22 protein-coding genes are annotated in these 26,294 nt (G+C 71.1%); 16 read left to right on the plus strand and 6 right to left on the minus strand.

Annotation, left to right across the window (positions count from 1 at the left end):
• Nucleotides 1-269: 269 nt before the first annotated feature.
• From IE263_RS18075 to IE263_RS18130, 12 genes are all read left to right on the plus strand, one after another.
• Nucleotides 270-1,037, plus strand: coding sequence for an enoyl-CoA hydratase/isomerase family protein (locus tag IE263_RS18075; RefSeq protein ID WP_189937594.1), 768 nt, complete (start codon nucleotides 270-272; stop codon nucleotides 1,035-1,037).
• Between the two features lie 288 nt (nucleotides 1,038-1,325).
• Nucleotides 1,326-1,829: an ATP-binding protein gene (locus IE263_RS18080; protein ID WP_189937596.1), complete on the plus strand. Its 504-nt coding sequence runs from the start codon at nucleotides 1,326-1,328 to the stop codon at nucleotides 1,827-1,829.
• Between the two features lie 213 nt (nucleotides 1,830-2,042).
• Nucleotides 2,043-3,905: an ABC transporter ATP-binding protein gene (locus tag IE263_RS18085; protein ID WP_189937598.1), complete on the plus strand. Its 1,863-nt coding sequence runs from the start codon at nucleotides 2,043-2,045 to the stop codon at nucleotides 3,903-3,905.
• Nucleotides 3,902-5,758 (plus strand): ABC transporter ATP-binding protein, encoded by a 1,857-nt coding sequence (locus IE263_RS18090; protein WP_189937600.1) that lies wholly within the window; start codon nucleotides 3,902-3,904, stop codon nucleotides 5,756-5,758. Before IE263_RS18085 ends, IE263_RS18090 begins: the two co-directional genes overlap by 4 nt.
• Before the next feature lie 100 nt (nucleotides 5,759-5,858).
• Nucleotides 5,859-6,185 (plus strand): CU044_2847 family protein, encoded by a 327-nt coding sequence (locus IE263_RS18095; RefSeq protein ID WP_189937602.1) that lies wholly within the window; start codon nucleotides 5,859-5,861, stop codon nucleotides 6,183-6,185.
• A 2-nt stretch (nucleotides 6,186-6,187) separates the two neighbouring features.
• Nucleotides 6,188-10,771 carry an nSTAND1 domain-containing NTPase gene (locus IE263_RS18100; protein WP_189937604.1) on the plus strand — a complete coding sequence of 1,528 codons (4,584 nt, stop codon included), beginning with the start codon at nucleotides 6,188-6,190 and terminating at the stop codon, nucleotides 10,769-10,771.
• A gap of 28 nt (nucleotides 10,772-10,799) precedes the next feature.
• Nucleotides 10,800-12,719 (plus strand): ABC transporter ATP-binding protein, encoded by a 1,920-nt coding sequence (locus IE263_RS18105; RefSeq protein WP_229911030.1) that lies wholly within the window; start codon nucleotides 10,800-10,802, stop codon nucleotides 12,717-12,719.
• Nucleotides 12,720-12,748: 29 nt separating this feature from the next.
• Nucleotides 12,749-14,512 carry an ABC transporter ATP-binding protein gene (locus IE263_RS18110; RefSeq protein ID WP_189937606.1) on the plus strand — a complete coding sequence of 588 codons (1,764 nt, stop codon included), beginning with the start codon at nucleotides 12,749-12,751 and terminating at the stop codon, nucleotides 14,510-14,512.
• Nucleotides 14,513-14,763: 251 nt separating this feature from the next.
• Nucleotides 14,764-16,815, plus strand: coding sequence for a M4 family metallopeptidase (locus IE263_RS18115; protein ID WP_189937608.1), 2,052 nt, complete (start codon nucleotides 14,764-14,766; stop codon nucleotides 16,813-16,815).
• A gap of 213 nt (nucleotides 16,816-17,028) precedes the next feature.
• Complete coding sequence (locus IE263_RS18120; RefSeq protein WP_189937610.1) at nucleotides 17,029-18,687, plus strand: M4 family metallopeptidase; 1,659 nt, start codon at nucleotides 17,029-17,031, stop codon at nucleotides 18,685-18,687.
• A 73-nt stretch (nucleotides 18,688-18,760) separates the two neighbouring features.
• Nucleotides 18,761-19,279, plus strand: a complete 519-nt coding sequence (locus IE263_RS18125) for a DUF1990 domain-containing protein (RefSeq protein ID WP_189937612.1) — start codon at nucleotides 18,761-18,763, stop codon at nucleotides 19,277-19,279.
• Between the two features lie 204 nt (nucleotides 19,280-19,483).
• Nucleotides 19,484-19,972, plus strand: a complete 489-nt coding sequence (locus IE263_RS18130) for a carboxymuconolactone decarboxylase family protein (RefSeq protein WP_189937614.1) — start codon at nucleotides 19,484-19,486, stop codon at nucleotides 19,970-19,972.
• A gap of 44 nt (nucleotides 19,973-20,016) precedes the next feature.
• Here the strand turns inward: IE263_RS18130 and IE263_RS18135 are convergent, their stop codons facing one another.
• Nucleotides 20,017-20,487, minus strand: a complete 471-nt coding sequence (locus IE263_RS18135) for a MarR family winged helix-turn-helix transcriptional regulator (protein WP_189937616.1) — start codon at nucleotides 20,485-20,487, stop codon at nucleotides 20,017-20,019.
• Nucleotides 20,488-20,742: 255 nt separating this feature from the next.
• Here IE263_RS18135 and IE263_RS18140 point away from each other — a divergent pair, with 255 nt between their 5' ends.
• A complete protein-coding gene (locus IE263_RS18140; RefSeq protein WP_189937684.1) occupies nucleotides 20,743-21,534 on the plus strand; it encodes an endonuclease/exonuclease/phosphatase family protein in 792 nt (263 codons plus the stop codon).
• Between the two features lie 27 nt (nucleotides 21,535-21,561).
• Here the strand turns inward: IE263_RS18140 and IE263_RS18145 are convergent, their stop codons facing one another.
• Together IE263_RS18145 and IE263_RS18150 are read right to left on the minus strand one after the other, a co-directional pair.
• Nucleotides 21,562-22,293, minus strand: coding sequence for a class I SAM-dependent methyltransferase (locus tag IE263_RS18145; RefSeq protein WP_189937617.1), 732 nt, complete (start codon nucleotides 22,291-22,293; stop codon nucleotides 21,562-21,564).
• A gap of 266 nt (nucleotides 22,294-22,559) precedes the next feature.
• Nucleotides 22,560-23,015 (minus strand): ATP-binding protein, encoded by a 456-nt coding sequence (locus tag IE263_RS18150; RefSeq protein ID WP_189937619.1) that lies wholly within the window; start codon nucleotides 23,013-23,015, stop codon nucleotides 22,560-22,562.
• A 224-nt stretch (nucleotides 23,016-23,239) separates the two neighbouring features.
• On the opposite strand from IE263_RS18150, the gene IE263_RS18155 reads away from it, so the two are divergent.
• Both IE263_RS18155 and IE263_RS18160 read left to right on the plus strand, forming a co-directional pair.
• A complete protein-coding gene (locus tag IE263_RS18155; protein WP_189937621.1) occupies nucleotides 23,240-24,103 on the plus strand; it encodes a helix-turn-helix domain-containing protein in 864 nt (287 codons plus the stop codon).
• Nucleotides 24,104-24,105: 2 nt separating this feature from the next.
• The gene (locus IE263_RS18160; protein ID WP_189937623.1) at nucleotides 24,106-24,303 is read left to right on the plus strand and encodes a DUF397 domain-containing protein; all 198 of its coding nucleotides are present in this window, start codon (nucleotides 24,106-24,108) and stop codon (nucleotides 24,301-24,303) included.
• Between the two features lie 37 nt (nucleotides 24,304-24,340).
• Here IE263_RS18160 and IE263_RS18165 read toward each other — a convergent pair whose 3' ends face one another.
• Complete coding sequence (locus IE263_RS18165; RefSeq protein ID WP_189937625.1) at nucleotides 24,341-24,748, minus strand: PPOX class F420-dependent oxidoreductase; 408 nt, start codon at nucleotides 24,746-24,748, stop codon at nucleotides 24,341-24,343.
• Nucleotides 24,749-24,961: 213 nt separating this feature from the next.
• Here IE263_RS18165 and IE263_RS18170 point away from each other — a divergent pair, with 213 nt between their 5' ends.
• The gene (locus IE263_RS18170) at nucleotides 24,962-25,414 is read left to right on the plus strand and encodes a DUF5959 family protein (RefSeq protein ID WP_189937627.1); all 453 of its coding nucleotides are present in this window, start codon (nucleotides 24,962-24,964) and stop codon (nucleotides 25,412-25,414) included.
• 17 nt (nucleotides 25,415-25,431) lie between these two features.
• On the opposite strand, the gene IE263_RS18175 is transcribed toward IE263_RS18170, so the two are convergent.
• Both IE263_RS18175 and IE263_RS18180 read right to left on the minus strand, forming a co-directional pair.
• The gene (locus tag IE263_RS18175) at nucleotides 25,432-25,734 is read right to left on the minus strand and encodes a hypothetical protein (RefSeq protein WP_229911031.1); all 303 of its coding nucleotides are present in this window, start codon (nucleotides 25,732-25,734) and stop codon (nucleotides 25,432-25,434) included.
• Between the two features lie 53 nt (nucleotides 25,735-25,787).
• Nucleotides 25,788-26,294: a hypothetical protein gene (locus IE263_RS18180; RefSeq protein ID WP_189937629.1), complete on the minus strand. Its 507-nt coding sequence runs from the start codon at nucleotides 26,292-26,294 to the stop codon at nucleotides 25,788-25,790.

A 26,294-nucleotide genomic window follows, 5' to 3' on the forward strand; every position in this document is an offset into this window, starting at 1 on the left:
CCGTCAGCGCCCGTGCTGCGTCCGCCTGGGGGCAACCCCCAGACCCCCGGCCGAGTGTGATCGACCGCACCGACCCGGTAACCGTCAGCGCCCGTGCTGTGTCCGCCTGGGGGCAACCCCCAGACCCCCGGCCGAGTGTGATCGACCGCACCGACCCGGTAACCGTCAGCGCCCGTGCTGCGTCCGCCTGGGGGCAACCCCCAGACCCCCGGCCGAGTGTGATCGACCGCACCGACCCGGTAACCGTTAGTGCCCGTTAACCTGCTGCCATGACCGTGAATCTCGAAGTCGCCGAGGGCGTCGGCACGCTGCGCCTCGACCGCCCGCCCATGAACGCGCTGGACGTGGCCACCCAGGACCGGCTGAAGGAGCTCGCCGAGGAGGCGGGGCGGCGTGACGACGTCCGCGCCGTGGTGGTGTACGGCGGGGAGAAGGTGTTCGCCGCGGGCGCGGACATCAAGGAGATGCAGGACATGGACCACACGGCGATGGTCCTGCGCGCCCGTGCCCTGCAGGAGTCCTTCACGGCGGTGGCCCGCATCCCCAAGCCGGTGGTCGCGGCCGTGACCGGTTACGCGCTGGGCGGCGGCTGCGAGCTGGCGCTGTGCGCGGACTTCCGGATCGCCGCGGAGAACGCGAAGCTGGGCCAGCCGGAGATCCTGCTCGGCCTGATCCCGGGCGCCGGCGGCACCCAGCGCCTCTCGCGCCTGATCGGCCCGTCCAAGGCGAAGGACCTCATCTTCACGGGCCGGATGGTGAAAGCGGACGAGGCGCTGACGCTGGGCCTGGTGGACCGGGTGGTCCCGGCGGAGGAGGTGTACGCGCAGGCGCACGCGTGGGCGGCGAAGCTGGCGCAGGGTCCGGCGATCGCGCTGCGGGCGGCGAAGGAGTCGATCGACACGGGTCTGGAGACGGACATCGAGACGGGGCTCGCCGTCGAACGGAACTGGTTCGCGGGTCTGTTCGCGACCGCCGACCGCGAGATCGGCATGCGGAGCTTCGTGGAGGAGGGGCCGGGGAAGGCGAAGTTCCTGTGAGACTCCTCTCCTTCAATCTCCGTGGAACCGCTTGCAATTGACGGGGTGTCTGATTCGGGTCCCTCGATGGGGCGGTTTATGGGAACCTTAAGGCGCCCTTAAGCCCGCCTTGTCGAGGGAGCCTGCCGAGTGCCTTCGGACGAGCCGTCCCCGCAGGTCGGCGACGGTTTACCGGGCCCCGTACTGCCTCTGGCACATGCCAACCGAATCGTGCGGAATGATGCATTCCGGGGGGTCTATTCCCCTGGAACCGCCACGGAGGAGTCCCCGGACGGCCATGATGGGGGCATGGCGGGGCTGGAGGGTTTCGAACAGCCGCGAGGGCACGGGCGTGTGGCCGCGGCACGCTGGTCGCCTGCGGTCGAGGACGAACGAGCGCTCAAGGCGCTGGAGTTGTTCGGCAACCCGACGGAGGCGGAGGTTCCACTGCCGTCCCGCCCCGAGTCCGCCGCCACCGCCCGCCGGCTCACCCAGGTCGTCGTCCTCCGCCAGTGGCAGCTCACCCCCAAGATGACCGAGGAAGCCGTCCTGCTCGTGTCCGAGCTCGTCGGCAACGCCGTCCGCCACACCGGAGCCCGTGTCTTCGGCCTGCGGTTGCGCCGTCGTCGCGGCTGGATCCGTGTCGAGGTCCGCGATCCCTCACGGGGACTGCCCTGTCTGATGCCGGTCCAGGAGATGGACATCAGCGGCCGGGGCCTGTTCCTCGTGGACAAGCTCGCCGACCGGTGGGGGGTCGATCTGCTGCCCCGGGGGAAGACGACGTGGTTCGAGATGCGGGTCGCGGACCGCTGAGGGCACGCCTCGGGAACTCCAGCCGGGTGATCAGGGCCAGGGCGGCGGCCGGTTCCAGCATGGCCATCCGATCGAGTGATCCCGGGGTGCGACGTTGACTCCCGCCGCTGGATTTCGGGATGTCGAACACGCAGGTCGTAGGTCCAACGCCCGAGTCCGGTCGGGCCAAAACTCGGTGGGCGATGTCAGTGGCGGTCCGTAGGCTCGCCCGTGATGTCGACGACACGTGCAACCACCAAGGACCGCTCCGCGGTGCGGACGTTGCTGCGCCTGTGGCCGTATGTGCGGCCGGTGCGGGTACGGCTGTTCACCGCCGCTCTCGTCGCGATCGTGGCCTCCTGTACGGGGCTGGTGATCCCGCTCGTCCTGAAGTGGATGGTGGACGGGCCGGTCGCCGACCGGGACCCGGCGGGTGTCTGGCTGGGCGCGCTGTACCTGCTGTTGCTGGGCTTCGCGGAGGCGCTGTTGTTCGGGGCGCGGCGGTGGCTGGTGGCGCGGCCGCTGTCGCATGTCGAGGCGGAGATGCGGGCGGATCTGTACCGGCATCTGCAGCGGCTGCCGGTCGCCTTCCACGACCGGTGGGCCTCGGGGCAGTTGCTGTCCCGGGGCACCACCGATCTGATGCTGCTGCGTATGTTCCTCGCCTTTCCGCTGACGTTCCTGCTGGTCAACGGGGTGACGATCCTTGTCGGCGTGGTCATCATGCTGCTGCAGGACTGGACGCTGGGGCTGGTGATCCTCGGGCCGGCCGTGCCCGTCGTCGTCATGTGCGTGGTCTTCGAGCACCGGTACGCGGTCGTGGCGCGGCGTGCGCAGGACCAGGTGGGGGATCTGACGACGGTCGTCGAGGAGAGTGTGCTCGGGATCCGGATCATCAAGGGGTTCGGGCGGCATCGCAGTCAGGCGCGGGCGTTCCGGGAGCTGTCGGGGACGCTGCGGGGGACGGAGCTGCGCAAGGCTCGGCTGCTGGCGACGATCTGGGCGGTCATCGTGACCCTGCCCGAGGTCGCGATCGGGGCGGCGTTGGTGCTGGGGGCGGTGCAGGTGGCGGACGGGGAGTTGTCCGCGGGGACGTTGGTCGCCTTTCTGTCCACGGCGCTCGCGTTGCGGTGGCCGGTGGACTCGATCGGCTTTCTGCTGGCCATGAGCCAGGAGGCGGCGACGGCGACGGAGCGGTACTTCGAGGTGATGGACGCGAAGCCGGAGGAGCCGGAGGGTTCCGGTGGACCGGCGCCGGTGTCGGGGGAGGGGGAGCGCGGCCCGGTACCGGCGGCCACGCGGGCCGGGCTGCGGTTCGACGACGTCGTCTTCCGGTATCCCGACGCCGATCCCGGGTCCCCGCCCGTCCTCGACCGGGTCGATCTTCATATCCGGCCCGGTGAGTCCATGGCCCTCGTCGGGGCCACCGGGAGTGGGAAGACGACCCTGACCGCGCTTGTTCCCCGGTTGTACGAGGTGACCTCGGGGCGGATCACGCTCGACGGGGAGGACATCGCCGGGATGCCGCGCGAGGAGCTGCGCGCGAGGGTGGCCGTCGCCTTCGAGGAACCGACGCTGTTCTCCGCGAGTGTCGGGGAGAACGTGCTCATGGGCGCCGGTGACGGTGCCGGGGACGCCGCGTTGGAGCGGGCGTTGGGCGTGGCGCAGGCCGAGTTCGTGCATGCGTTGCCGCAGGGTGCTCGGACGCAGGTCGGTGAGCAGGGGCTCAGTCTGTCCGGGGGCCAGCGGCAGCGGATCGCGCTCGCGCGGGCCGTCGTGGGGCAGCCCCGGTTCCTCGTGCTCGACGATCCGCTGTCCGCGCTGGACGTCCACACGGAGGCCGCCGTGGAGGCCGCGCTGCGGCAGGTCCTCGCCGACACCACCGCGCTGATCGTGGCCCACCGCCCCTCCACGGTGCTGCTCGCCGACCGCGTCGCCCTGCTGTCGGGCGGCCGGATCACCGCCGTCGGCACTCATCACGAACTCCTGCGGAGCAACGCCGAGTACGCCCACCTCATGTCCGGAGAACACTCCGGAGAACAGTCGGGAGACCAGTCCAGAGAGCGCTTCGGGGAACAGGAGGCCGACCGCCGATGACCACCCCCACCACCTCCTCCCCCACCACCGACGAGGAGGACCTCCCCCACACGAAGGACACCGGCGACCCCTTCGACCGGGACGTCCTGCCCACCCCGCCGGGCGCCACCGCCGCGCTGCTGCGCTCCCTGCTCGCCCCGATGAAGGCGCGCGTCGCCCTCACCACGCTCCTGCTGCTGCTCCAGCAGGCGGCCGTGCAGGCGGGACCGCTGCTCGTGGCGTACGCCATCGACCGCGCCGTACCGGCGTTCCGGGCCGACGACCACGGGCCGCTGGTCGCGGTGGCCGTCGGATACCTGGTGTGCGCGCTGGCCTCCGGCGGGCTGCAGTACGCCTTCCTGATCGCCTCCGCCCGGGTCAACCAGGACGTGCTGCTGGACCTGCGGGGCCGGATCTTCCGGCACGCGCAGGCGCTGAGCATCGACTTCCACGAGCGCTACACCTCGGGCCGGCTCATCTCCCGCTCCACGACGGACGTGGAGTCCCTGCGCGAGCTCCTCAGCGAGGGTCTGCAGGAGCTGGTCACCGTCATCCTGTCCTTCCTCTACATCTCGGCGATGCTGCTCTGGCTGGACCTGGGGCTGGGGGCCGTCGCGGTGGCGTCGTTCGTGCCGCTGTATCTCCTCGTCCGGGTCTACCGGCAGCGCGCCGGGCGGGTGTACCGGGTGCGGTCCACCGCGATCGCGGCCGTGATCGTGAAGTTCGTGGAGACGATGAACGGCATCCGTCCGGTGCGCGCGTTCCGCCGCGAGGCCGTCAACGAGGCCGAGTTCCGGGTGCTGAACCGGCGGCACGAGCGGACCAACGGTGACGCGCTGCTGGAGATGGCGCGATACGTCGTCGGTTCCCGGCTGGTCGCCAACACGGCCGTCGCGGGGATCGTGCTGTGGGGCGCGTACCGGGTCGCGGGCGGCTCGCTGGAGCTGGGGGTGCTGGCGGCGGCGGTGCTGTACCTGCGGCGGCTGTACGACCCGATCGACCGGCTCGGCATGTTCCTCAACTCCTACCAGTCGGCGGCGGCCTCGCTGGAGAAGATCGCGGGCCTGCTCGCGCAGACGCCGTCCGTGCCCGAGCCGTCGGTGCCCCGGGAGCTTCCGGCCCGCCGGAGCGAACTCCCGGGCCGCGAGGTCGTGTTCGACGGGGTCGGCTTCGGCTACCGCACCGGCGGCGAGGTGCTGCCCCCCTTCGACCTCACCCTGCCGGCCGGGCAGACGGTCGCGGTCGTCGGCTCCACCGGCGCGGGCAAGTCCACGCTGGCCAAGCTCCTCGCCCGCTTCTACGACCCCACCGCCGGCCGGGTCCTCCTCGACGGCGTCGACCTGCGCGACCTCGCCATGGCCGAACTGCGGCGCGGGGTGGTCATGGTGACGCAGGAGGCGTTCCTGTTCTCCGGCACGGTCGCCGAGAACATCGCCATCGGGCGTCCCGACGCGAGCCGGGAGGAGATCGAGCGGGCGGCGAAGGCGATCGGCGCCCACGAGTTCATCAGCGCCCTGCCCGACGGCTACGACACGGACGTCCGGAAACGGGGTGGCCGGATCTCCGCCGGGCAACGCCAACTGGTCGCGTTCGCGAGGGCGTTGCTCGCCGACCCGGCGGTGCTGATCCTCGACGAGGCGACCAGCTCGCTCGACATCCCGGGCGAACGGGCCGTGCAGGCGGCGATGGCGACGGTCCTGAAGGGCCGTACGGCGGTGGTGATCGCACACCGGCTGTCGACCGTGGAGATCGCCGACCGCGTGCTCGTCATGGAGCACGGACGGATCGTCGAGGACGGCAGCCCGGACCGACTCATCGCGGGCACGGGCCGGTTCGCGGATCTGCACCGGGCATGGCGGGACAGTCTGGCGTGAACGCCGGGAGGCACGAACTCCACGATTCGTCCCCCTGTCCCAGGGGACTTCTCGCGTATCTTCGTCCTGACGGACGTAACGCCCCGAGAGGACGAGGTGAATGCGCGCGCAGTTGCTGGAGTTCACGGTCGGCGACGGGGACGACGTGGTCACCTTCGAGGTGGATCCGGCGGAACTGCCCGATGACCTGGTGCTGGCGAGCGGCGACGGCTCGCCCGTCGTAGGACGCGCCCGGGACACGCTGGAGCAGGCACTCGGGCAGCTGCGTCCCTCGCTGCAGCGGGTCGCCGAGCTGGTGCGGACGCTGGCCCCGGACGAGGCGACGCTGGAGTTCGGGCTGAAGATGGGCGGCGAGACCGGCGTCATCGTGGCGAAGGGAACCGCCGAGGCGAACTTCCGGCTGGCGCTGACCTGGAAGACGAACTGACCATGCCGCGGCGGTACGCGGACCGTTCCGGGTTCGTCGTACGGATCCTCACCGCGGCGACGCACCGGCCGGTGGGAACCGGGTTCCTGATCGACGACAGTCGGCTGGTGACGTGCGCCCATGTGATCAACATGGCGCTGGGCCGGGACGCGCGCGAGCAGGAGGCGCCGGACGGGGCGCTGCGCCTGCCGGTCGACTTCCCGATCCTCGGCGACGCCGACGGGGCGCCGGTGCGCTTCTGCCGGGTGGAGCGGTGGCTGCCGCCCCCGCGTTCCGGGACGACCGGGGACGACATCGCCGGGCTGCGGATCGTCGGCGAGCCCGCGCCCACGGCCGCCGGGCCGGCCCGGTTACCGGAGAAGCACGAGGCGGAGAACGGCTGCGAGGTCCACGTCTTCGGCCATCCCTCGACGTCCACCCGGCGGGACGGCTCCTGGGCGGCGGCGCGGGTCCGGGGCAGGGTCGGCGGCGGGATGCTGCAGGTGGACGCGGCGCCGGACTCGGCGGTGCGGCTGCAGCCGGGCTACAGCGGTTCGCCGCTGGTGGCCTCCGGTCCCGGTGGGGACACGGTGGTCGGCATGCTGTCCGTGGCCAGCACCCGGGAGGACCGCCGCGACGCCTACGCGGTGCCGCTGGACCGTCTCGTCCGTGCCTGGCCGCAGGTGCTGGCCACCATCCCGCCGTCGCCGTACCGCGGACTGCGGCCCTTCACCGCGGACGACGAGACGGTGTTCGTCGGTCGGGAGGAGGACACCGACCAGCTGGAGCGGATGGTGGCGGACGAGACCGCGGTGCTGGTCGTCGGCCCGTCCGGGATCGGGAAGTCGTCACTGGTCGAGGCCGGTCTGATGCCCCGCTGGAAAGCGGTGGGCGGCCTCGGTGTCACCGTCCGGCCCGGCGGCGGCGCGCCGCTGGAGCGGCTCCTCACCGACCTCCGCGTCGCCTTCGGACCGGCCGCGGGACCCGACGCGGACACACTGCGGTCCGAGGTGGCGGCCGACGGGACGGCCGCCGTGGTGTCCCGCTGGGCCGAGCGGCTCGGGCAGCGGGTCCTGCTCCATCTCGACCAGTTCGAGGAGCTGCTCACCGGCACCCCCGCCGGGGACCGCGCCACGCTGGTGGACGGCCTGTTCCCGGCGGTCCGCGCCCCGTCCGCGCCGCTGTGCCTGGTGGCCACCCTGCGCGCCGACTTCCTGCCGCTGCTGCTGGAACTCCCCGGCGTGGGGCGCCGGCTGCGCGACCGTGTCCTCGCCCTGTCGCCGATGAGCGCCGCGGCGCTGGAACGCGCCATCACCGAACCGGCCCGCACCCGTGGGGTGACGTACGAGCCGGGCCTGGCCGCGCAGATCGCGGCCGACGCCGGCGGCGGTCCCGGCAGCCTGCCGCTGATGGCGTTCACCCTCGACCGGCTGTGGACCGCCCAGCGTGAACGCCGCCTCACCTTCGCCGACTACCGCGCCTCCGGCGGCGTGGTCGGCGCCATCAACCGGTACGCCGAAACGGTGCACGACCAGCTGTGCGTCGAAGGCCACGAGGGGCACGTCAAGGCGGTGCTGCTGGCGTTGGTCCGCAGCCGCGGCGGCGCCGCCGAGGCCGTGGCGAAGGCCGTGCCGCGGTCCCGCTTCACCGACAGCGGGCCGACCGTCGACGGGCTGATCCGGCACCGGCTCCTGGTGTCGGAGAGCGACGGCGACGAGCCGCTGGTGCGTCTCGCCCATGAATCCCTGATCCGTTCCTGGCCGCGCTTCGCCCGCTGGGTCGACGAGGACGCCGACTTCCAGCGCTGGCTGGCCGCCATGGAGGAACGCGCGGGCACCGACGACCTGCTCGCCGACACCCGTCTGGGCATCGCCGAACACTGGCTCGCCGAGCGCGGCGGTGAGGTCCCCGACGACGTCGTCCGCCTGGTCGAGCGCAGCCGGTCCGCCTGGCAGCAGCGCGTCGCGGAGCTGGAGAGCGCCCGTGCCGCCGCCGAGACCGCCGCCGACCGTGCCCGCGCGGCCGCCGCCGAGGCCCGGGCCCGCCAGCTGGCCGCCGCCTCCGAGCTGGCCACCGCCACCGGCTCCCGTGGCGGCACCCTCGCCCTGACCCTGGCCGTCGAGTCCGTCCGCGCCTGCTGGACCCTGGCCGGCGACACCGCCCTGCGGCACGCCCTGCGCACCGCGCCCCTGCCGCTGGCCCGGCTCGACTGCGACGACTGGTCGGGCCGATCGGACCGGTCGGGTACGCCCACACGCCGTCTGTCCGCCACGGACCCCGGCCTGGTGATGTGGGCGCTGCCCGCCTACGACGCGGCGACCGAAACCCGTAGCGTCACCTACCAGCTGTTGCGCCTGGATCCGGAGAGCGCGCGGGGTGCCGGGATCCACGCCGTCGAAGGGCCGCCCAACCCGGTCCTGGGCCTGGTGCTGCACCGTCCCCTCCCCTACACCCCTGACGGACGTGCCTTCCTGCGCGCCGACGCCCACCAGGCCACCGTCACCGACCTGGCGACCGGTGCCGTCCTCGCGGCGGACACGGCCGGCCCGCCCCTGCTCACCGCGCTCCTCAGCGGCGACGGCTCCCGCCTCGCCGTCATCCGCGGGCACAGCGAGCAGGGCACGCACTCGGACGTCACCGTCCACGACGCCGTCGTCCGCGTCACCGACCTGGCGACCGGCTCGGTACGGTTCGAACGGCGGATCGCCACCCTTCCCGGCTCGGTCACGTTCAGCGCCGACTGCACGCTGCTGGCCGCCACCGAACAGTGGTACGACGACGACCGGTACAAGTGGCTGTCCCGGACGACCGTCCACGACCTGCGAGGGCGACTGAGCGGCCGCCGCCCTCCCGTCACCCTCACGCACGACGGCTCCGCCACCCAACGGATCGTGTTCAGCCCCGACCGCACCCTGCTGGTCGCCGGCGCCAACTACGTCGACAGCTGCGGCGACTCACGCACCGGCAACATCGAGGTGTTCGACCTCGACCGGGGCGGCGAGCTGCTGCACCGCCATTACCACTACCTCCCCGTCCAGAACCTGGTGTTCTCCCCGGACGGCGAGCAACTGGCCGTCGCCGTCGGCGACTCCCGGCGTCCTCAGACCCCGGGGGCGGGGCAGCTGCTCGAGGCCCGCTCCGGCAGGGAGCGGCACCGGCTGCACCACGACTTCGCGGTCACGTCCGTCACCTTCAACGGCGACGGCAGCCGGGTCGCCTTCGCCGGCACCCACACCGTTCGGGTCTTCGGGGTGACCCAGGGTGACGAGCTGTACGCCGTCGACCATGAGCAGGAGCTGCTGGATGTCGTCTTCCACCGGGACGGCCGGCGTGTACTCACGCTGGCCGGGGACCGTCTCAGGCCCGGTCCGGCGTGGCTCTTCGAGTCCCGTGGCGCCGAGCTGAACCGTATCGACCACCCGCGCCTTTACGAGGCGGCCCTGGTCAGTGAGGACGGGAGTACCGCGTACATCTCCCTGGAACACGGGCCTTGGTCGGTCCACCGCGATGAGCGGCAGTACCTCGACCAGGTCTTCGACCTTCTGACGCACGACGAGATCCACACCGGCCGCCACCTCGGACACCTCCAGCCGCGGGGGATCAGCCCGAACGGCGACCGGCTGCTGTTCTCGGCCGACGCCGTGGTGGAGGTGCACGACCTGCGCGGCGGCACCCGGCCGCTGACGGTCCGTCACGAGGGGTGTACCGGCGTCGATCTGGCCCGGATCACCTCCGACGGGCAGCGGCTCGTCACCGCCGCCCGCCACGCCATCAGTCCCGGCGCCGCCGGCCTGCTCCGCATCACCGATCTGCGCCGGAACACCACTGTCGCTTCGGTCGAGGTGGCCGGTTCCGTCGAGGCCGTCGATGGCGACGGACGGCTGGCGGCGGTCCTGGTCCACGACGAGGACGCACACCGGGCGTTCAACGACCCCGAACTCACGGGCCACGGCCGGCTCGCCGTGGTGCGCACCGCCGACGGCACCCCGCAGACCGAGTTCCGTGCCCGCCGCAGCCCGGGCGCTCCGTACACGCCCGCCGTCGGCTTCGGTCCCGACGGTGACTGGATCGCGGCGCTCTGCGAGACCACCGTGACACTGCGCGCCGCCGCCGACGGCACCGTCCGGTGGACCACCGACACCGGCACCGAGTGCGGCGGGCTGATCGTCAGCCCCGTCGGCAGGCATCTCGCCGTCATCGGCGACTCGTACGTGCCCCCGTACCCGTTCCTCCTGCTCGACGCCGGCGACGGCCGGATCCTCGCCCGCTACGAGGCGAGCAGCACCGCCTCCGCGTTCTCCGCCGACGGCCGACGCCTCGCCCTGTGCCTCGACGACGGTGTCCACGTCGTCGACCTCGACGACCTGCGCTCCGTCTGCGTCGTGGAGCACGAACGCGCCTTCGTCACCGGTGTCGGCTTCGCCGGCCCCTCGGGCAGCCGCCTGATCACCCAGGACGCGCGCAGCATCCGCGTCTCGGCCACCGACACCGCGGCGCTCCTGACGGAGGCGAGGGCCCGTCTGACCCGCGAACTCACCGATTCCGAACGGCGACGGCACCTGCAGACCGGCCATTATTCGATGGGCAGCGTCCCTCACCCTGGGTAACCTTCCCTGTCTGCTCTGAGGGGGGCCGGTGGTCGACGCATACGAGGATCCGGGCACGCCCGACTGTCGTGGCGGCTGGTCGTACCTGTGGTGGCTGGTGCGCTGCCAGCCCGGGCGGGCCCTGGCCGGGGCCGTGCTGGCCAGCATCTGGATGGTGCTGATGGCGGTGGCGCCGTATCTGCTGTCGAAGGCGGTCGACGAGGGGCTGGAGCCCGGGGACACGGCCGCGCTGGCCGGCTGGACGACCGCCCTGTTCACGGTCGGCGCGGTGAACGCCTGGGTGAGCATCATGCGGCACCGCACGATGACGCGGCTGCGCATGGACGCCCTGTTCCGCACGGTGAAGGTCGTCGTCGGGCACGCGGTGCGGCTGGGGGCCGCGCTGCCGCGCCGGGTGGGGGCCGGGGAGGTCGTCACGATCGGGGTGGGCGACGTGCACACCATCAGTCAGTCGCTGACGGTGATCGGGCCGGGCGTCGGCTCGGTCACCGTGTACGTCGTCGTCGCCGGGTTGCTGCTGTCGACCTCGCCGCTGCTCGCGGCGGTCGTCCTGCTCGGGATGCCGGTGGTGGCCGTCCTCGTGGGCCCGTTGATGGCGCGGTTGCAGGGCGCGGAGGGCGAGTACCGGGAGCGGTCGGGCGTGCTCACGGCGCGGATCGGCGACCTCGCGGGCGGGCTGCGGGTGCTCAACGGCCTCGGCGGCAAGGGGCTGTTCGCGGACGCCTTCGAGCGCGACTCGGGGCGGGTGCGCGCCCAGGGCTACCGGGTCGGCTCGGTCACCAGCTGGATGCAGGCGCTCGGGGTGGGCCTGCCGACGGTGTTCCTCGCCGTGGTCACCTGGCTGGCGGCCCGGCTGGCCGCCCAGGGCGAGCTGACGGTGGGCGAGTTGGTGTCGGTGTACGGCTATGTCGCTGTCCTGGTCGGCCCGGTGGCGTTCCTCGTCGACATGGGCTACCAGCTCAGCCGGGGCGTGGTGGCCGCCCGCCGGGTCGTACGGCTGCTGCGGCTGGAGCCCGAGCCGGACACCGGCACCGCCGAGGCGCCCGCCGGGCCGTCGATGCTGTACGACCCCGCGTCGGGCGTGCGGGTGGTGCCGGGCCGGCTGACCGCGCTGGTCGGCGCCCGCCCCGCCGACACGGCCGCGGTCGTCGACCGACTGGGCCGCTATGCGCCGTCCGACGTCACCTGGGGTGCCGTACGGCTCGGCGAGATTCCCCTGGCGCAGGTCAGAGCGAGGATCCTGGTCGCCGACAACGAGGCGGACCTGTTCGCGGGCTCCCTGCGTGAGGTGGTGAGCGGCCGTCGGGAACACATCGAGGAGGCCGTCGGCCGGGCGATGCGGGCGGCTGCCGCCGAGGACATCGTCCAGGGCCTGCCGGAGGGCCTCGACTCGCCGGTGGCCGCGCAGGGCCGCAGCCTCTCCGGGGGGCAGCGGCAGCGGGTACGGCTCGTACGGGCGCTGCTCGCCGATCCCGAGGTGCTGCTCGCCGTCGAGCCGACGTCGGCGCTCGACGCACACACGGAGGCGGCGATCGCCGAACGGCTGCGCGCGGCACGGGCCGACCGCACGACCGTCGTCACCAGCACCTCACCCCTGCTCCTCGACCACGCCGACTCCGTGCACTACCTGGTGGACGGCAAGGTCGCGGCGAGCGGTCGGCACCGGGTGCTGCTGGAGACGGAGGCGGGGTACCGGGCGCTGGTGGCGCGGGACGCCGAGGACACGGAGGACGCCGGGGACGCCGAGGACACGGACGACGGGGTGGGCGGCGACGCGGCAGCCCGGGACAGGGTCGCCGAGGACACCGCCGGCGGGGAGGCCGCCGCCGGATCCCCGAGCGCCGATATCGCCGACGCCGGAGCGGCCGGGAAGGCCGGCCCCGCCGAGGCCCTCGGCACCGGTGCCGCAGGGGCCGGCCCCACGGACGCCGAGGAGGCCGTCCGGTGACGTCGGCAACGGGAGGGACGGGGACGGAGATGACGGAATCCAGGGGCCGGCTGCCCGTCGCCGGCCCCGCCGACGTGCGGCGGGCCGCAGGCCGGCTGGTGCGGGCCGACGGGCGGGCCTTCGCCGCCGTCCTCCTGCTGAACATGCTGGCCGCCGCGGCCGGGCTGGCCGGGCCCTGGCTGCTGGGCCGGATCATCGACGAGGTGCGGGCGGGCGGCGGGGTCGGGGCCGTGGACCGGCTGGCGCTGGGCATCCTGGTGTGCGCGCTGACGCAGTTGCTGCTGGCGCGCTGGGCCCGGTACGCGGGGCACCGCTTCGGGGAGCGGACGCTGGCGCGGGTGCGGGAGCAGTTCGTCGGGCGGGCGCTGGCGCTGCCCGCGTCGGTCGTGGAGCGGGCCGGCACCGGTGACCTGACCACGCGCGGCACCGCCGACGTGGCGGCCGTGGGCACGACCCTGCGGGACGCCGGGCCGGAGCTGCTGGTCTGCGCGGTGGAGGCGCTGTTCGTGATGGGCGCGGTGTTCGTGATCGACCCGCTGCTGGGCGCGGTCGGGGTGCTCGGGCTGACGCCGATCTGGTTCGCGCTGCGCTGGTACCTGCGGCGGGCGCGCGCCGGGTACCTCGCGGAGGGCGCGGCCACCTCCGAGGTCGCGGAGATCCTCGCGGCGACGGCGACGGGCGCGCGGACGGTCGAGGCGTTCCGCCTCCAGGAGCGGCGGACCGAGGCGAGCCGGGACGCCCTGGAGGTCTCCCGCCGTACCCGCTTCCACACGCTCCACCTGCGGAGCGTGTTCTTCCCGGTGGTCGAGGTGTCGTACTCGATTCCGGTGGCGGGCGTCCTGCTGCTCGGCGGGGCGCTGCACGCGCGGGGTGCGATGAGCCTGGGTGCGGTGGTGGCGGCCGCGCTGTATCTGCGGCAGTTCGTCGGGCCGCTGGACCAGATCCTGGTGCGGGTGGAGCAACTGCAGAGCAGCGGCGCCTCGTTCGCCCGGGTGGAGGGGCTGGCCCGGGCGCCGCGGTCCGTGCCGGAGGGCGGTGCGCCGGCCCCGGCGGACGACCGGATCGACGTGACGGGTGTGCGGTACGCGTACGAGCGCGGCGGCGAGGTGCTGCGCGGGGTGGACCTGACCGTACGGCCCGGGGAGCGGCTCGCGGTCGTCGGTCCGTCCGGCGCGGGCAAGACCACGCTGAGCAGACTGCTCGCGGGCGTGGACGCGCCGACCGCGGGCGCGGTGACGGTGGGCGGCGTGCCGGTGGCCGACCTGGAGCCGGAGGCGCTGCGCCGGCAGGTCGTCCTGGTCACCCAGGAGCACCACGTCTTCCTCGGCACAGTCCGCGACAATCTGCTGATCGCCGAACCCGCCGCCTCCGACGAGGAGTTGTGGGCGGCGCTGGCCGCGGTGGGCGCCGCGGACTGGGTGCGGGAGCTGCCCGGCGGCCTCGACGCGCGGCTCGGCGCGGACCGGCGCCGTACGGACGGCTCACAGGCCCAGCAACTCGCCCTGGCCCGGGTCGTGCTGGCCGACCCGCACACGCTGATCCTGGACGAGGCGACGGCCCTGCTGGACCCGACGACCGCCCGTCACACCGAGCGCGCCCTGGCCGCCGTACTCGAAGGCCGCACGGTCATCGCCATCGCCCACCGCCTGCACACCGCGCACGACGCGGACCGGGTGGCCGTGATGGAGGACGGCCGCCTCACCGAACTCGGCACGCACGAGGAGCTGGTGCGGGCGGGCGGCGCGTACGCGGCGCTGTGGTCGACGTGGCACGGGGAGCCGCGCGGCACATAGGCCGCCCTCGGCGCACCCCTGCCAATGGTCCGTATATCGAACATGAACTCCCGGACAACGGACCGTTTCCGGCCAACTTTCTGACGCGCTCCTGACAGAGAGCGCAATCCCCTGCCACTCTTCCCCCTGCTGGTTCACAGCAACCCCACAGCTCCACCCCGTTCTGCGTACCGCCTTTGTTGTGCCCGGACGGCCGACCCGTCGTCCGGTCTCCCCTGGCCGCGCGACCCGCGGCCGCGCAGAAGGAGTCAGTGTTGAACAGCAGTTCTCGCAGACGCACCTCCCACACCCCGTACCGCAGAGCCGCGGCCGCCGCCCTCGTCGGCGTCTCCGCGCTCATCGCCGCCGCCGTGCAGTCCGGCGCCGCGACGGCCGCCCCGGAGAAGGCACCGCAGGCGGCCGGCCAGGCGATTCCGGGCTCGGAGTCGATCCGGCTCACCCCCGCCCAGCGCGCCGCGCTGATACGCGAGGCGGACGCCGACAAGGCGCAGACCGCCAAGGAGCTGGGCCTGGGCGCCAAGGAGGCGCTCGTCGTCCGGGACGTCGTCAAGGACGCGGACGGCACGGTCCACACCCGCTTCGAGCGCACCTACGCCGGCCTGCCCGTCCTCGGCGGCGACCTGGTCGTCGAGAGCACCCCGGCCGGCGTGACCGAGTCCGTCGTCAAGGCCACCCGGGCCGCCATCGCGCCGGCCACCACCACCGCCAAGCTGCCCGCCGCCAAGGCCGAGGCGCAGGCGCTGGCCGCCGCGAAGGCGGAGGAGGCCAAGAGCCCCGACGTCAACCGCGAGCCCCGCAAGGTGATCTGGGCGGCGAACGGCACGCCGACGGTGGCGTACGAGACGGTCGTCGGCGGGTTCCAGCACGACGGCACCCCGCAGGAACTGCACGTCATCACCGACGCCACCACGGGCGCGAAGCTGTACGAGTGGGAGGCGATCGAGACCGGCACCGGCAACACCGTGTACAGCGGTCAGGTCCCGCTCACCACGACCCAGTCCGGGTCGACGTACAACCTCACCGACGGCGCACGCGGCAACCACAGGACGTACAACCTCAACCGCGGCACCTCCGGCACCGGCACGCTCTTCTCCGGCGCCGACGACATCTGGGGCAACGGCAGCCCGTCCAACCTGGAGTCGGCCGCCGCCGACGCCCACTACGGCGCCGCGCTGACCTGGGACTACTACAAGAACGTGCACGGACGCTCCGGCATCCGCGGCGACGGCGTGGGCGCGTACTCCCGTGTCCACTACGGCAACAACTACGTCAACGCGTTCTGGTCGGACAGCTGCTTCTGCATGACGTACGGCGACGGCTCCGGCAACGCCAACCCGCTGACGTCCATCGACGTGGCCGCCCACGAGATGACGCACGGCCTGACGTCGAACACTGCCGGGCTGAACTACTCCGGCGAGTCGGGCGGCCTCAACGAGGCCACCTCCGACATCTTCGGCTCGACCGTCGAGTTCTACGCCAACAACTCCTCCGACGTCGGTGACTACCTCATCGGCGAGGAGATCAACATCAACGGCGACGGCACCCCGCTGCGCTACATGGACCGGCCGAGCAAGGACGGCTCGTCCAAGGACAGCTGGTACTCCGGCATCGGCTCGATCGACGTGCACTACTCCTCGGGCCCGGCGAACCACTTCTTCTACCTGCTGAGCGAGGGCAGCGGCACCAAGACCATCAACGGTGTCACCTACAACTCGCCCACCGCGGACAACCTCCCGGTCACCGGCATCGGCCGGGACAAGGCGGAGAAGATCTGGTTCCGCGCGCTGACCACGAAGTTCACCTCGACCACCAACTACGCGGGCGCCCGCACCGGCACCCTCGCGGCGGCCGGTGAGCTGTACGGCACCACCTCGCCCGAGTACACGGCGGTGGCGAACGCCTGGGCGGGCGTCGCGGTCGGTACGCGTCCCGGCGGCGGTGGCGGCGGTGGCGGTACCTCCTTCGAGAACGCCACCGACGTGTCGATTCCGGACAACGGCGCGGCGGTCACCTCGTCGATCACCGTCTCCGGGCGGACGGGCAACGCGCCGTCGAACCTCGCGGTGGCGGTCGACATCGTCCACACCTACATCGGTGACCTCCAGGTGCAGCTGGTCGCCCCCGACGGCACGGCGTACACGCTGAAGGCGTACAGCACCGGTGGGAGCACGGACAACATCAACACCACGTACACGGTGAACGCCTCCTCCGAAGTCGCCAACGGAATCTGGCAGTTGAGGGTCCAGGACAACGCGGCCCGGGACACCGGTTACATCAACAGCTGGAAGCTGACCTTCCCGTAGGCCACAGCTCGGCAGAACCTTGCGCACGGGCGTCGCCCCGGCGGGTCAACTCCCGCCGGAGCGGCGCCCGTTCACATTTCCGAAACGTTGACCGGACAGTCGACTTTCGGCCAACATCACCATCCACTCCTGACATGTACGCGCCCCAGGTGTCACTCTTCCTCCACCCGCCGCACCAGCACCACAGCGCTTCCCCCACACCAAGGAGCTTGTGTGACCCCCTTCTACGCGCGTCACAAGCGCACCACTCTGGCCATCGCGACCGCCGTCGCGGCCGGAGCCCTCATCACGGCCGGCATGACCACCGGCGCCTCCGCACAGAGCGACCCGGCCGCCGGCAAGGCCGAGGTCAGCGCCGTCCCGGTCGCCCTGACCCCGGCCGCCCGCACCGCCCTGATCAAGCAGGCGGACGCCACCGCGGCCGAGACGGCGGACGAGATAGGCCTGGGCGCCCAGGAGAAGCTCGTCGTCCGCGACGTCGTCAAGAACGCCGACGGCACGACCCACACGCGCTACGAGCGCACGTACGCCGGACTCCCGGTCCTCGGCGGCGATCTGGTGGTCCACGAGTCGGAGTCCGGCACGACGGAGGGCGTCACCAGAGCCACGAAGGCCACCATCGCGGTCGCCGACCTCACCGCGGACGTCACCCAGGCCGCGGCCGAGAAGCAGGCCCTGAAGGCCGCCCAGGCCGAGGGCTCCACCAAGTCCGCGGCGGACAAGGCCCCGCGCAAGGTCGTCTGGGCGGCGAGCGGCAAGCCGACCCTCGCGTACGAGACCGTCGTCGGCGGCTTCCAGCACGACGGCACCCCGCAGGAACTGCACGTCGTCACCGACGCGCAGACCGGCGAGAAGCTGTACGAGTGGGAGGCCATCCAGACCGGCACGGGCCACAGCCAGTACAACGGCACCGTGACGATCGGCACCGGCCTGTCGGGCTCGACGTACCAGCTCAACGACGCCTCGCGGGGCGCCCACAAGACGTACAACAAGGCCCGCGCAACGTCCTCCTCGGCGGGCACCCTCTTCACGGACGCGGACGACGTCTGGGGCACCGGCACCGCGACCAGCTCCTCGACCGACCAGAACGCGGCGGTGGACGCCCACTACGGCGCCCAGGTCACCTGGGACTTCTACAAGAACGTCCTCGGCCGCAACGGCATCAGGAACAACGGCGTCGCCGCCTACTCCCGCGTCCACTACGGCAACGCGTACGTCAACGCCTTCTGGTCCGACAGCTGCTTCTGCATGACGTACGGCGACGGCGCGGGCAACGTCAAGCCACTGACGTCCCTGGACGTGGCGGGCCACGAGATGACCCACGGCCTCACCTCGAACACGGCCGGGCTCAACTACTCCGGCGAGTCGGGCGGCCTCAACGAGGCCACGTCGGACATCCTCGGCACGGCGGTGGAGTTCTACGCGGCGAACTCCAAGGACCCGGGCGACTACCTCATCGGCGAGAAGGTCGACATCCGGGGCAACGGCACCCCGCTCCGCTACATGGACAAGCCCAGCAAGGACGGCTCCTCGGCCGACTACTGGTCGTCGAGCCTGGCCGGCATGGACGTCCACTACTCGTCGGGCCCGGCGAACCACTTCTTCTACCTGCTGAGCGAGGGCAGCGGCTCGAAGACGATCAACGGAGTGACCTACAACTCCGCCACCTACGACGGCTCGACGGTCACCGGCATCGGCCGCGACAAGGCCGTCAAGATCTGGTACAAGGCCCTGAGCGAGTACATGACGTCGACGACGAACTACAAGGGCGCCCGCACGGCGACCCTGAGCGCGGCGTCGGCCCTGTACGGCTCCACCAGCACCGAGTACAAGGCGGTGGCGGCGGCCTGGACGGCGGTCAACGTCAGCTGAGTCAGCGCTGATTGAGTGAGTGACGGCACCCGGGACGAAGGCATCCCCGGGTGCCGTCCTACGCTTGGGCCCCATGTCTTCGGAGGACTTCACGTACGACGACGTCGGCGCGACCCGCGACAAGCCCGGCTTCTGCCCGCCCGGCTTCCACCCCCTGCATGTGCGCACGCGCCTGGGCGAGGGCGAGGAGGTCTTCCGCCGCGCGGCCGAGGCCGTCCTCACCTGGGAGATGCACCGCGCGCTGGGCGTGGGCATCGACGCGACGGCCGACCGCGCCGCCCCCGGCGTCGGGGTCACGGTCACCCTGGCCGGTGTGATCAAGGCCCCCTGCCGCATCGTCTGGACGGTCGAGGAACGCCGCCGCGCCGGCTGGGCGTACGGCACCCTCCCCGGCCACCCCGAGTGCGGCGAGGAGGCCTTCGTCGTGGACCGCACGGGGGACGGCACGGTGTGGCTGACGGTGTCGGCGTTCAGCCGGGGCGCGAAGTGGTACGCCCGGGCGGGCGGTCCGGCGACGCGAGGGCTGCAGCAGGCGTACGCGCGCAGGTGTGGGGTGGTGTTGCGGGCGTTGGCGGGCGGGGAGGGGACGTAGCCGGACGAGGCTCAGGACGATCCCTGGCCGCCTACGACCACCGAGACATCGGGCTCACCCATCCAGGCGCGGCCAGGGAAGGACGGGGTCGTCACCAGGTCCGGAGCACGCCGGAGAACTTTTCCGGATTCCTGTCACATCTGCGTGCGCCGATCCGTCAGTGCTGTGAAGACGCCGACCAGGCCGAAGCGAAGGAGAGCAGCCATGACGAACACCTCCATCTCCCGGATGCCCAACCCGGGCGAGTTCGTGCCCGAGCTGAAGGACATCAGCGCCGCCCTCTTCCGGGCCACGGGCAACCACTCGGTGCCGCGCACCACGATGAACCTCGTCCACCTGCGCGCCGGTCAGATCGTCGGCAACACCTACCTGACGATCCTGAACACCGGCTTCCTGCGCAAGGCCGGAGAGTCCGAGGAGCGCATCACCGCCGTCTCCTCCTGGCAGGACGCCCCGTACTTCACCGACGCCGAGCGGGCCGCCCTCGCCCTGGTGGAGGCCACCCTCCAGCCCGCCCCGCACGGCAAGGAGCGCGTCTCCGACGAGCTGTACGCCGAGGTGGCGAACCACTACGACGAGAAGGCGCTGGCCACCCTGACCATCGCGATCGGCCAGATCAACTTCTTCATCGCCCTGGCCGTCATCGGCAAGCCGCAGCCGGTCAGCTCCCTCGCGGACCAGCAGTGGGACTGACCTGTCCGGCTGTCCATCAGGGGGCCCGCGCCGGCGACATCGGGTCACTGGACCAGGGCACTGCCGGTGTTCCGGATCATCTGCTGGAGCACCTTCAGCGTGGTGACGTAGTCGGCGTCGTCGATGCCCTGGTGAACGCGGTCACGGATCGCCGGGGCGTGCTGCTTGAGGCCGGCGCGAGCCTCGTCCCCCGACTCGGTGATCCACAGCCGTCCCTCACTGTCGCGAACGAGCCAGCCGCGCTCCAGCAGGACCTCTGCCGCGGCACTCAGGTCGTCCTCGCGCCTGAGGTAGGTGCTCATGGCCTGCTCGAGTTCGGAGACGGTCATGCCGTGGCCGTCGGGTGAGAGGTCGTTCTTCGACAGGTTGCGCAGCAGCCAGTACTGGGGCTGGGTGAAACCGAGTTCAGCCAGCCGGGCTCGGGTGAAGGAGACGAGGGCCTCATTGGCCACGCCGGTCCAGTACGCGGCCGGCTGTGCGGCGAGGTCGACGTCGGAGAGGTGCTGGGTGGTCATGTCGGTACTCCCCGTCAGTAATGATCGGTACGAGCACCGTAGAACCTGAAGTTATCTTGAGGTCAACGCGGCGGGATCGGTCGAGGCGGCGGCCTCTTCCGAGCACAACGAGACGGCACACCACATGTGTTGCTGACAGCTTCGTCCCATAACCTCGTGCAGGGAGACGTCAGACGTCAGGCGTCAGATGCCCTGTGTGTCCACCTTGAGGAGGCGACGGTGCTGGGAAGGGGCATTCGGTTGCTCGCGGGTGCCATGACCGTGGCCTGCGTGGTGCTCGTCGGCCCCAGTGCACCGAGCGGCGCCGGGTCGCTGCCCGTCGAAGCCTTCAGGGATGTCGTACCGAACCGGGTCATGACGTGGAACATCTGCAACCCCTGCGAGCAGAGCAACGCCGACCGGGCAGCGGAGATCGCCACGTATGCGCCCCAGGTCATCGGCCTGCAAGAAGCATGCGTGGGCGATGTCGAGAGGATCCGGGACCATCTGGAGTACCTTTACGGGCTGGTTTACCACGTCGAGTACGGGACGGTTCTGCGGAACTGGGGCCGCTGCGGGGGTGCGCCGTGGAGTCCGGGGGCCTACGGCCAGGCGGTCCTCTCAGCGGCACCGATGACAGACGTCGTCAACGTGGAGTATCCCGACGGAGGATCCGAAGACCGTGGGTACATGGCCGTCACCACCACGGTGGGCGACCGGCCCGTCCGGGTCTTCAACACGCACCTCGCCGAACGACGTCAAGAGGCAGTCCGGGCAGACCAGACCGGCGTACTCGCCGCAGCCGTCGCCCGGCACGACCGCGCGATCGTTCTCGGCGACTTCAACGCCGTGCCGGACGCCTCCGAACTCACCGAAATGTGGGCACTGGCCACGGACACAGACCCCCGGTGCCATCCCCCGACCACCGGCACCTGCCGGCCGACCACCGACTGGCAGAGCAAGTTCGACTACATCTTCCTCCGAGGCATCGTCCCACTCGAGCACCATGTGCATCCGACCGCGGCCTCGGACCACCACCTGCTCCACACCGACCTGGACCCCACTTAGACCGCACTGGGCGGAACGGGTCACTGGTCAGGTGCCGCGGCGGAACAGAGCCGTCCAGAGGAAGGGTTCGCCGAAAAGAGGGGAGTCGGCTGGTTCGTCGTGCATGCGGCGCAGCTCGATCTCCGTCAGGTCGGAGAAGATCCAGCGCAGGGACTCCGGCGTGTAGGCGAGGCCACCGTGGAGGCGGGAGTGGCGGTAGAAGTCCGCGTCGGGAAGTTCGGACCCCATCTCGCCGGACGCGAAGCAGGTGAGGGCGAGATGACCGCCGGGGACCAGCACCCGGTCGAGGAGGGCGAGGTAACTGATGCGGCGGTGCGGTGGCAGATGGTGGAAGCAGCCGGAGTCGTAGACCAGGTCATACGGGCCGCCGAGCTCGTCCGTGGTGAGGGCGAAGGCGTCGCCGCAGTGAAATCGGACCTCGGCCCCGGTCTCGCGGGCACGGTCCTCGGCCCAGGCGATGGCCGCCGGAGACAGATCGACGGCGTCCACCTCGAAGCCACGGGAGGCGAGATGGACGGCGTTGCGACCAGGGCCACAGCCCAGATCGAGGGCTCGTCCAGGAGCGATCAGACCACGGTCGAGGTACGAGACCAGGTTCTCGTCCGGCTTCGCCACGAAGAACGGCACCGGCTTGGAGCGGTCCGCGTAGAAGTCGTCCCACCACGAGCCCGCATCCGCCGTCCACCGGTCGGCTTCCGGCGCGAACAGACCGTCGAGGAGGTTCAGTACGTCGTCCACCGTGCGGATGTTCCGGTCCATCCGATCTCCCTTCACCATGCCCGAAACATACGAACCGGTGGCTCGAAAGACCAGCTCAGGCGGGAGGAGGGGAAGGCGTCAGTGTGCGCCTGAAGAGCTCGAGGGTGAGGAATGAACTCGCCTGTGCGGGCAGCGGGTGTTCAGCCCCTGACCCCCTGTCGAAAGCCGTCAGGGAGGCAGTCTCGGCGACCCTGAGGCGACTTTTCCAGAGAATCAGTTGTGTTGAGGTCAGGCGGCAGCCCCCTGAGACTTCGACCTTCACGCGACTACGGCCGCCCGCCGACCTCGAACCACAACAGCTTGCCCGCACCGCGCCCGAGCCGGTCGTTGTCGTCTCCGATGGGCCAGCCGCCCCACGAATCGGCGTACTCCTGCACGAGATACAGCCCACGCCCGCTCTCGCTGTGGAGCGGGGCGACGGTCAGGCGGTCTCCGGGAGGCTTGGCGAAGGGAGCGGGGATGTGCGGGTGACTGTCCCAGACGCCTACCCTGAGCCGCCCGCCACCGAGGGCCGTCAGCCGCAGGGAGGCGGGCCCTCTGGTGTGCAGGTAGGCGTTGGTGACGAGCTCGGACGTCAACAACTCGACGACGTCCAGCACTTCACGCATGCCATGTCCGTCGAGCGCCGCCCGCACGGTCATACGTGCGACACGTGCGGCGCGGGGGTCATGTGGCAGGCGGAGGGCGTACACCCAGGTGTCGGGCGGGGCTACGGTGACCATGGAACACCTCCGGAGGAAGGGGACTTGGACTACTCGCTCACGGCCGCGCCGGGCGGTGGCATTGCCTGGGGTGGTGCACTTCCGGCTTAGGGGCGGGGCTGTTGGCGGTACGTCACTACGCTAGCGAGCTGCCGGGAGGTGCATCTTCCAATCCTGGGAGATGCACCCGCGATTACCTCGTGTGGGGGATCTGAACACCGCACCGCAGTCTGAAAGGAGGCGTTTTGCCGCCCACCAACAACCCCACCCTGCGCCAGCGGCGGCTGGGCGCTGAACTGCGCAGACTGCGCGAGCAAGCCGGCTTCAGCGTCACCGGCGCCGCAGCGTTGCTCGGCGTCAACCAGGGACGCGTCAGCATGATCGAGACCGGGCGCAGCCCTGTCAGCGCCGATCGGGTCCGCGCGATGGCGTCCGCTTACGCCTGCTCCGACGAAGCCCTCGTCGACGCCCTGGCCGACTTCACAGGACGACGGCCTCCCGGCTGGTGGGAGCCGTACCGAGAGCTCCTGCCCGCCGCGCTCGTCGACCTCGCCGAACTGGAACATCACGCAGCAGGGCTGCGCGTAGCCCTTGTCATCCACATCCCCGCACTCCTGCAGACCACCGATCACGCCCGCGCCCTCTTTCGTGGCGTGGTGCCACCCATGCGGCAGTACGAGATCGAGCACCGCCTGACACACCGCATCAAGCGGCAGGGGATCCTCCACCGGGAGACCCCTCCCCCATACTCGGCGTTCATCCACGAGGCGGCCCTGCGCATGGGCTACGGAGGCACAACCGTCGCCCTCGGGCAGCTCAAGCACCTGGTCGACATGAGCGAACTACCTCACGTCACGCTCAGGGTGGTCCCGTTCGGGACGGAGCACTTCCCAAGCACGGGTCAGTCCTTCGACTACATCGAGGGTCCCGTCCCGCAACTCGACACAGTCCAGTTGGACACGCACCACGGCGGCTGCGGATTCCTCGACGCGGAGGCACAGTTGACCAAGTACCGTGCCGTGCTGGACCACATGGAGTCCATCGCGCTGGACACCGCCCAGTCACGTGACTTCATCCACGACCTCATCCGGACATCTGAGAGGCAGTGATCGTGCAAACCCTCCACTGGCAGAAGTCCTCGTACAGCGGCGACAGCTCGAACTGCCTCTACGTCGCCGCCACCCCCACCGACACCATCCACCTCCGCGAAAGCGACGAGCCGGACGTCATCCTCACCACGACGACGCCCGGTCTGCGGGCCCTGATACGCGGCCTCAAGGACCACTCGGACCTGTTCCCACGCCGGTGAAGACAAGTGAGCCTGGGATACGGAGCGGGGGCGCAGCTCAGAGTCGGCCAGTGATCTTGATCGGAGTGACGCGGACGACGATGCGTTCCCCGTCGTTCTTCGAGGCCGGGTTGAACGTGGCGTAGTCCTGGCCTGTGTACTTGAGGGACAACTCGTCCGGCAGTTCCCGGGCGGGGTCCGGGGTGACCGTCGCGGTGCCGCGGATCTCGGCGTAGGTGTAGGGGTTTTCGGGCGGGTTGATCATCACGGTGACGCGCGGGTCGCGGGCGAGGTTCTTCCCCTGCAGCCTGTCCACGGTGGTGGAGAACAGCAGGTCGTCGCCGTCGCGCTTGATCCAGACGACGGTCAGGTGCGGCCGCCCGTCGGGGGATATCGTCGCCACGGTCGCGAAGACCCGGGACTCGTCGAGGTACTTCTTCAGTTCGTCGGAGAGCTCGGCTGCCACGGTCGAAGTCCTTTGTGTGACGTCAATGGTCGAGGAGGTGCGGTGCTTCCGAGGAGCGCGTGCTTGTAACGCCGGCGCAGCCACGGAAATTCCCGCAGGACGGGGTGCAGACCACCTGACCGGGGCTGCCGGAGTCGCGCGAACGGTGATACGGCAGGATGCACGCCAGCCCATCACGAGAGAGCGAGGCCGGCAGTGACGGAACCAGGCACGGTGGATCTGGTCCACCTGGAGGATGCGGACGGCAACCGCTGCATCGTGCGCGTCACCGGTCGTTACAAGCCCGGTGTGCTGCCGGGTCACGACACCCTCCGGGCCGACGTGCTCGTATCGGCGAGCTTCGTCGACGCCCGCCTGGAGACCTATGTCCCCCAGAGGCACCTCGATGCCTGGCAGCGCGGCCTGACCGGTCTCGTGCCTGGGAAGGACACGAGGATCGGCGGGGACCGCGGGCTGAAACTCATTCTCCACATGCTCGAGGACCGCTCCTTGGCCGTGACGGTCCACGATCCCGACCGCCTCACCACGTTGCTGGGGATCCGACCGGAGGAGAACTGGGTCGAGGAGCATCACCAGCGCCTTGAGCAGGTCCGGCAGACCTGGCCCAGCGAGGTCGTGGAGACGGCTCCCCTGACCTACGCGTGGAGCCCCGACCGCCAGGCCTGACCTTCCCGTTGCCTCGTTCAGCCGACATCGTTCGCCGTCGGCTGCCACTCGTCGCCGTTCGCCCACTTCCGCCGGTACACCACCCCCGGTGTCCGCAGCGCCAGAGCGACGGCGTCCGGACTCGGCTTCATCCGTCCCGGCTGCCTGGGCACATGCCGGTAGCCGTGCTCACGCATCAGCCGTGCCGCGCTCGCCCAGTTCGGGGCGGCGACGAGGACCTCGTCGTTCGGGTCGCAGTCTCCGCTGCCGTCGTCGAGCACCGCGAAGGCGACGACCAGGGATGCGGAACGGACGAGTCCTGTCATGTCACTTGTGGTCATGTCCTTCTCCCGACTGGCGGGGGTGCCGGCGGCACAGGAGCGCATCCACGCGTCTACGGAAACGCCACGTCATGCGGGCGCTCACACCCGTCATGTCGGAGGTGCAGCCGACGGAGGTCCTGCAGCGCGGCGACGGGAAACGGGTACCGACCCCACTTCGCCAGATAGCCGTCCTCGCCATGCTGCCGCAGTACTGACTGAGCGGCCTCCATGACGACGTGGCCGAGAAGGCTTCGCGGTGGGGTGGAGCTCCAGGCGAGGGTGCCTTCATGGTCGGGCGCACTGAAGCTCGTGTCCATGTCGGGGAATGCGTGGATCGCCACGTCGACGTCCGAGCCTCTGCCGCGGAGGACCCACCTGACTTCGGCCGGTTCGAGGTCGAAGGAGAAGCGTTGGACGGAGTGCGGGCCGTAGAGTCCCGCGACCCCGTGCAGCATGTCGGCGAGGGCGTCCGTGCAGTAGCTGACGGAGTCCTTCCACTCCGAAGAACCGTCCGCGATGCGGCACCTCGCCCAACCGCTGCCGCTCAGTTCCCAACCGAACTGGAGATGATGCGCCAT

Origin of the sequence: Streptomyces aurantiogriseus, from assembly GCF_014649375.1 — a bacterium.
Taxonomy (GTDB): domain Bacteria; phylum Actinomycetota; class Actinomycetes; order Streptomycetales; family Streptomycetaceae; genus Streptomyces; species Streptomyces aurantiogriseus.

What these genes read in the sequence shown, in the direction of transcription:
- IE263_RS18075 (WP_189937594.1), top strand. Translation starts at nt 270, where the DNA reads ATGACCGTGAATCTCGAAGTCGCCGAGGGCGTCGGCACGCTGCGCCTC.
- IE263_RS18080 (WP_189937596.1), top strand. Translation starts at nt 1,326, where the DNA reads ATGGCGGGGCTGGAGGGTTTCGAACAGCCGCGAGGGCACGGGCGTGTG.
- IE263_RS18085 (WP_189937598.1), top strand. Translation starts at nt 2,043, where the DNA reads ATGTCGACGACACGTGCAACCACCAAGGACCGCTCCGCGGTGCGGACG.
- IE263_RS18090 (WP_189937600.1), top strand. Translation starts at nt 3,902, where the DNA reads ATGACCACCCCCACCACCTCCTCCCCCACCACCGACGAGGAGGACCTC.
- IE263_RS18095 (WP_189937602.1), top strand. Translation starts at nt 5,859, where the DNA reads ATGCGCGCGCAGTTGCTGGAGTTCACGGTCGGCGACGGGGACGACGTG.
- IE263_RS18100 (WP_189937604.1), top strand. Translation starts at nt 6,188, where the DNA reads ATGCCGCGGCGGTACGCGGACCGTTCCGGGTTCGTCGTACGGATCCTC.
- IE263_RS18110 (WP_189937606.1), top strand. Translation starts at nt 12,749, where the DNA reads ATGACGGAATCCAGGGGCCGGCTGCCCGTCGCCGGCCCCGCCGACGTG.
- IE263_RS18125 (WP_189937612.1), top strand. Translation starts at nt 18,761, where the DNA reads ATGTCTTCGGAGGACTTCACGTACGACGACGTCGGCGCGACCCGCGAC.
- IE263_RS18130 (WP_189937614.1), top strand. Translation starts at nt 19,484, where the DNA reads ATGACGAACACCTCCATCTCCCGGATGCCCAACCCGGGCGAGTTCGTG.
- IE263_RS18135 (WP_189937616.1), bottom strand. Translation starts at nt 20,487, where the DNA reads ATGACCACCCAGCACCTCTCCGACGTCGACCTCGCCGCACAGCCGGCC.
- IE263_RS18140 (WP_189937684.1), top strand. Translation starts at nt 20,743, where the DNA reads ATGACCGTGGCCTGCGTGGTGCTCGTCGGCCCCAGTGCACCGAGCGGC.
- IE263_RS18145 (WP_189937617.1), bottom strand. Translation starts at nt 22,293, where the DNA reads ATGGACCGGAACATCCGCACGGTGGACGACGTACTGAACCTCCTCGAC.
- IE263_RS18150 (WP_189937619.1), bottom strand. Translation starts at nt 23,015, where the DNA reads ATGGTCACCGTAGCCCCGCCCGACACCTGGGTGTACGCCCTCCGCCTG.
- IE263_RS18175 (WP_229911031.1), bottom strand. Translation starts at nt 25,734, where the DNA reads ATGACCACAAGTGACATGACAGGACTCGTCCGTTCCGCATCCCTGGTC.
- IE263_RS18180 (WP_189937629.1), bottom strand. Translation starts at nt 26,294, where the DNA reads ATGGCGCATCATCTCCAGTTCGGTTGGGAACTGAGCGGCAGCGGTTGG.